7 protein-coding genes are annotated in these 5,797 nt (G+C 61.7%); 6 read left to right on the top strand and 1 reads right to left on the bottom strand.

The features are described 5' to 3' along the window. The coding region (locus ACLP2E_RS20130) for an inorganic phosphate transporter (RefSeq protein WP_442466919.1) at positions 1–756 on the bottom strand (756 nt) is incomplete at its 3' end. Positions 757–969: 213 nt separating this feature from the next. On the opposite strand from ACLP2E_RS20130, the gene ACLP2E_RS20135 reads away from it, so the two are divergent. From ACLP2E_RS20135 to ACLP2E_RS20160, 6 genes are all read left to right on the top strand, one after another. Next, complete coding sequence (locus ACLP2E_RS20135; protein WP_442466920.1) at positions 970–2,208, top strand: flagellar hook protein FlgE; 1,239 nt, start codon at positions 970–972, stop codon at positions 2,206–2,208. Between the two features lie 17 nt (positions 2,209–2,225). After that, positions 2,226–3,719: a flagellar hook-associated protein FlgK gene (flgK, locus tag ACLP2E_RS20140; RefSeq protein WP_442462430.1), complete on the top strand. Its 1,494-nt coding sequence runs from the start codon at positions 2,226–2,228 to the stop codon at positions 3,717–3,719. A gap of 1 nt (position 3,720) precedes the next feature. Beyond that, positions 3,721–4,776 (top strand): flagellar hook-associated family protein, encoded by a 1,056-nt coding sequence (locus ACLP2E_RS20145; protein ID WP_442462429.1) that lies wholly within the window; start codon positions 3,721–3,723, stop codon positions 4,774–4,776. Between the two features lie 24 nt (positions 4,777–4,800). Then, the gene (gene flaF, locus ACLP2E_RS20150; RefSeq protein WP_442462428.1) at positions 4,801–5,148 is read left to right on the top strand and encodes a flagellar biosynthesis regulator FlaF; all 348 of its coding nucleotides are present in this window, start codon (positions 4,801–4,803) and stop codon (positions 5,146–5,148) included. Positions 5,149–5,157: 9 nt separating this feature from the next. Beyond that, positions 5,158–5,559 (top strand): flagellar biosynthesis repressor FlbT, encoded by a 402-nt coding sequence (gene flbT / locus ACLP2E_RS20155; RefSeq protein WP_442466921.1) that lies wholly within the window; start codon positions 5,158–5,160, stop codon positions 5,557–5,559. A gap of 19 nt (positions 5,560–5,578) precedes the next feature. Further along, positions 5,579–5,797 (top strand): flagellar hook capping FlgD N-terminal domain-containing protein (locus ACLP2E_RS20160; RefSeq protein WP_442466922.1); only part of this gene is annotated, 219 nt, incomplete at its 3' end.

The raw sequence follows: 5,797 nt of genomic DNA on the forward strand, positions 1-5,797 counted from the left end.
CAGCAATCCGCGCACCCACAAAGGCGGCGGGGTCTGGCCCTTGGGCTCGGCGTAAAGCTCGGGCGTGCGCACGAAGAACTTCAAGAGCAGCAGCAGCAGCGCCGCGCAAACGAAGCCGACGATGGGCGAAAGCAGCAGCGAATAGCCGATGTCGATCGCCTTGCCCCAATCGACGCCGGAGGTTCCGTCGCGGCCGCGCATAAGCGCATTGGCGACGCCGACGCCGATGATCGAACCGATCATCGTATGCGAACTCGACGCCGGCAGACCGAGCCACCAGGTGCTGAGGTTCCAGATGATCGCCGCGAGCAGCAAGGCGAAGACCATGGCGAAGCCGGCGGACGAGCCGACCTGCAGGATCAGTTCGACCGGCAGCAACGAAATAATGCCGAAGGCGACGGCGCCGCTGGAGGTCAAAACGCCGAGAAAGTTGAAAAAGCCTGACCACATCACGGCGTAGTTGGCGGGCAGCGAATGGGTGTAGATGACGGTGGCGACCGCATTGGCGGTGTCGTGGAAGCCGTTGACGAATTCGAAGCCCAGCGCGATCAGCAAGGCGACGCCGAGCAGGATGAAGGGCCAGAAAGTGACGTCCACGACCTTGGAGCCAAGATCGGAATGGATCGACAAGGCCGCATAAAGCAGGCCCGCCACGCCAATGGCGATCAGGATCCAGATTTTCTTGGGGTCGTCGGGATGGTCGAGATTGGGCCGGGCAACTTTCGGCTGGTCTTGCGTTGACGACGCAATGGTCATGGGTCGGGGTCCTTCCAGGATGGATCAGACGCCGAATATCGTCACACAGATCACAGGACTATGACAATCCGCCGTTAACCCTTTTTTTACGGGAGTTTCACCGCGGAAAATCAGCTTACTGCCAAATTCCCTGTCTTGCGCGGCGCCTTTTGTCAGCTTCACGCAAGCCAGGGCGCGCAGAAAAAGTGGAGGAAAAATTCAGGAGAAACCACGATGGGTCTCTATGACGCCATGAACGCCAGCGTGACGGGAATGGCCGCGCAGTCGAACTATCTGGCCAATATAGGCCAGAATATTTCGAATTCCGGCACGGTCGGCTACAAGGAGGCCGACACGCAATTCTCCACCCTCGTCGATCAGGCGGCGGTCGGCGAGACTTCCGCCGGCGGCGTCCAATCCGACACGCGTGTCGCCGTTTCCCAGCAAGGCACGCTGGAAAGCACCACTTCCCCCACCGACCTCGCCATCAGCGGCAACGGCTTTTTCGTCGTTTCCAACTCCGGCGGCCAGCAATTCCTGACCCGCGCCGGCTCCTTCGTTCCCGACGCCAGCGGCAATCTGGTCAATTCGGCAGGCTATTACCTGAACGGCTACAGCCTGGCCAATGGACCCCCGACCATGGCGTCCAACTCGCTGTCGGGAATGCAGGTCGTCAACATCAATTCCGACGGGCTGACGGCGACGCCGACCACGTCGGGAACCCTGACCGGCAATCTGCCCTCGACCGACTCGATCACCCCCGCCACGACCGCGACGAACGGGGACTATGATGAAAAGACCTCGATGGTGATGTACGACGACCTCGGCACGGCGCACACGGTCGATCTTTATCTTTCCCAGACTTCCGCCAACACCTGGCAGGTCTCGGCCTTTGACAATTCGAAGTCGACGAGCGGCGGCTTCCCCTATTCGTCCGGCCCGCTGGCTACGCAGACGATGGCCTTCAGCTCGACTACCGGCGACCTGACCTCCGGCGGGTCGCTGCAGATCCCGGTGCCGGGCGGCGCCAGCATGAATCTCGATCTCTCAAGCATGACCCAGCTCGCAGGCTCCTTCTCCCTCTCCACTTCGTCGGTCAACGGCAATGCGCCGGCCTCGGTCAGTTCGGTCTCGATCGCCAGCGACGGAACCCTTTCCTATCAGCTCACCAACGGCTCTTCGGTCGCGGCCTACAAGATCCCGCTGGCGGACGTGCCGAGCCCGGACAACCTGCTGCCGCAGACCGGCAACGTGTTTTCGCCCAATATATTGTCCGGACAGCCCTCCGTCGGCACCGCCGGCTCGGGCCAGCTCGGCACGATCAGTTCCAGCGAGCTGGAGGAATCGACCGTCGATATCGCCACCGAACTGACCAACATGATCGTCGCGCAACGCGCCTATGAGGCCAATTCGCAAATGTTCAAGGCTGGCGCGGACCTGATGTCCAATCTCATTCAAATGAATCTGACTTAAAACACGGGAAAAGCGTCATGGGTCTCTCGAACGCCTGGAATGTCGCCACGACCTCGCTCGCCACCAATGCGGGCCTGACGTCGATCGTGTCGCGCAATATTTCCAATGCGCAGAATTCGACCGGCTATGTTTCGGCAAAAGTCGCCAATCTCGTCAGCGGGTCCGGCGGCGCGGCGATCATCCAGTCGATCTCGGACCTCACCAACGCCTCGCTGTTCAACTCCATGCTGACCAGCCAGTCGGCCAATGCGGCGGCGCAGGCGCTGTCGAACGGCGTGACACAATTGCAGCAGACCGTCTCCGACGCCACCAGCACAAGTGATTCCACCACCGCCGCCCAATCGCCGTCGTCGCTGTTGCAAACGCTGTCGAGCGCATTGCAAACTTATTCGGCCGCGCCCGGCAATGCTTCCGCCGCGGCCGCCGTTCTTTCCGCCGCGCAAGGCATGGCGAGCGGATTGAATTCAGCGAGCGCGACCGTCTCGAGCGTGCGCGAGACGGCGGACCAGGACATGGCCACATCGGTCGCCACGATCAACTCGCTGCTTTCGCAATTCCAGCAGGTCAATACGACGATCATCAACGGGACCGCGACCGGCGCCGATATTTCCGACGCGCTCGACCGGCGCGGAACGATTTTGCAAAGCCTGTCGCAGCAGATCGGCATCACCACGACGACCTCGGCCAATGGTTCGATGTCGATCTATACCGACAGCGGCGCGACCCTGTTCGACACTCTCCCGCGCAATGTCACGATGACGCCCACCCCGACCTATACGCCTTCGACCGTCGGCGCCGCCGTTTATGTCGATGGTGTGCCGGTGACCGGCGCCAACGCCACCATGCCGATCCAGTCCGGCGCGCTGGTGGGCCTCGCCAACCTGCGCGACAATGTCGCCACCCAATATCAGAGCCAGCTCGACTCCATCGCCGGCGGGCTGGTCAACGCCTTCGCCGAAACCGGCCAGACCACGGCGACCGCCGGAACCACGCTGCCCGGCCTGTTCACTTATTCCGGCGCGACGGCGGTTCCCGGATCGACCCTGATCCCCGGCCTCGCCGGCGCGATCACGGTTTCCTCCGCCGTCAATCCAGCCCTTGGCGGCAGCCTCAATCTCATCCGCGACGGCGGGGTCAACGGCTCGGCCTATCTGCAGAACAGCACGGGAGCCGCCGGCTACACGACGCTGATCGCCAACGACCTTTCCTCCTTGAACGCAACCGGGAGCTTTCCGTCGGGAACGGGGCTTTCGAACTCGAGCAGCCTCACCGGCTATACGGCGGCTTCGGCGAGCTGGCTGGACGCCGAGTACCAGACGGCGAGCAATGACGCGACCTACCAGTCGACCCTGTCGACACAGGCGTCGCAGACACTATCCAACGCCACTGGCGTCAATATCGATTCGCAAATGTCGCAGATGCTGGATCTGGAAAACTCCTATCAGGCTTCGGCCAAGCTGATTTCCACCATCAATACGATGTTCGATTCGCTCCTGCAGGCGGTTGCTTGAAATGTCGCTCGGTTCCGTCTCCTCCTTTACCCTTTCCTCGATCCTCCAGAACACGGTCACGCGGCTGCAATCGCAGATGACCACGGCCGAGTCGGAAAGCTCCACCGGAGCGGTCGCCGATATCGGCCTGACGCTCGGCGCCAACGCGGGCCAGGACGTTGCGATGCATCAGCAGATGGCGGATCTGAGCGCCATCTCCGGCTCCAACGCCATCGTGAGCGCGCAGCTCGACACCGCTTCAAACGCCCTGACCAGTCTGCAAACCAGCGCCCAGTCGGTGCTCGGACAATTGATCGAGGCCTCCCAGTCGTCGGGCGCGACCGGCGCCAGCGCGATCCAGCAGACGGCTGCCGGCGCGCTCAATAGTTTTGCTTCTATGATGAATTCGGAATCGGGCGGCCAATATGTCTTTGGCGGCGTCAACAGCAACGTCGCGCCGATCGCGGCCTATGCGCAGACGCCGCCCAGCGCCGCGCAGACCGCGGTGGACAACGCTTTCCAGGCCGCCTTCGGCATGCCGGTGACATCGAGCGCGGTGAACACGATCAGCGGCGCGGCGATGACCAGCTTCCTGGGCAACCAGTTCGCGGCCCTGTTCAGCGGGACCAATTGGACCTCGACCTGGTCGTCGGCCAGCGACACGACGCAGACCAGCCGCATCGGCGTCAACCAGAGCGTCGCCACCTCGATCAGCGCCAACCAGCCCGCTTTCCAGAACATGGCGCAGGCATTGACCATGGTCAGCGAGTTTGGCGGCCTGCCGTTAAGTTCCGGCGCTTATGCGGCGCTGATGAACCAGGCGCAATCGGTGATGACCGACGCCAATAATGGCCTGACCGAAGCCAATGCGGCGGTGGGGACGATGCAGAACCAGCTGACCCAGGCCGATAGCGCCATCGGTTTGCAGCAGAATGTTCTGACCACCAGCCTCAATTCACAGGAGACGGTGAACAGCTATGAAGTCGCCTCGCAAGTCTCCAGCCTCACTACGCAATTGCAGACAGCCTATTCGCTGACCGCGCAGATCGCCAAACTGAGTCTGGTCAATTTCCTTTGAACTTGAAATGCGCAGGGTTATCGCATGTACCAATTCACCTATGCAGAAGTCGTGGACGATTCGCCCAAGGAAATGCGCGCGCGCGAGCACGATGCGCTCGGACGCGGCGTCGACTTGCTGGAAATTGCGCGAAAAGCCGGCGTCAAAACGCCCGAGGCTGAAGAAGCGCTGATTTATCTTCGCCGGTTGTGGGCGATCTTCGTCGACGATCTCGGCAGCCGGGGAAATGACCTGCCCGAAGACCTGCGGGCGCAGCTCATTTCCATCGGCATCTGGATCATCAAGGAAGTCGAGCGCTTGCGCATCGGCGCGACGCATTCCTTCGACGATCTGATCGAGATCAACGCAATCATTCGCGACGGACTGGCGTGAGGCTTCAAGATGCTGCTGAAATTGCGCGCCGGCGAAAAGCTCTACCTCAATGGCGCCGTGATCAAGGTCGACCGCAAGGCGACGATCGAATTGCTTAATGACGCGGCATTCCTGCTCGAAGCCCATGTCATTCAGCCGTCAGAGGCGAGCACGCCCTTGCGCCAGCTTTATTTTGTGCTGCAGACCCAGTTGATGGAGCGCGATGGAGCGCCGCTCGCGCGCCAGATGTTCAAGAGCATGCTTCCCGCCACCTGCGAAGCCTTCGCCGGCAGCGCGGTGATAGCAGGACTGCGCGCCGCCGAGGCTTTCGTCGCGGCCGATCGCCCCTACGAGGCGCTGAAGACTCTGCGAGGGATGTTCACGCTCGAAGCTGAAATGATGGAAAAAGCGCCGGCCTCGGCCGCCGCGTAACGCCAGAGGAAAAAAGACCATGACCGTCCCTCCTGTTGCTACCGTCAGCGCCCCCGCCGCTGCTTCAACCGCCGCCTCCATCGCCAGCACGACCGCAGCTTCTGCCACGCTCAATTACAACCAGTTCCTGCAATTGCTGATGACCGAAATGAAGAATCAGGACCCGACCCAGCCGATGGATCCGGTCGCGCAATTGTCGCAACTCGCTTCGTTTTCGGCGGTCGAGCAGCAGGTCCAG

The organism is Rhodoblastus sp., from assembly GCF_052145335.1.
Taxonomy (GTDB): Bacteria; Pseudomonadota; Alphaproteobacteria; order Rhizobiales; family Beijerinckiaceae; genus Rhodoblastus.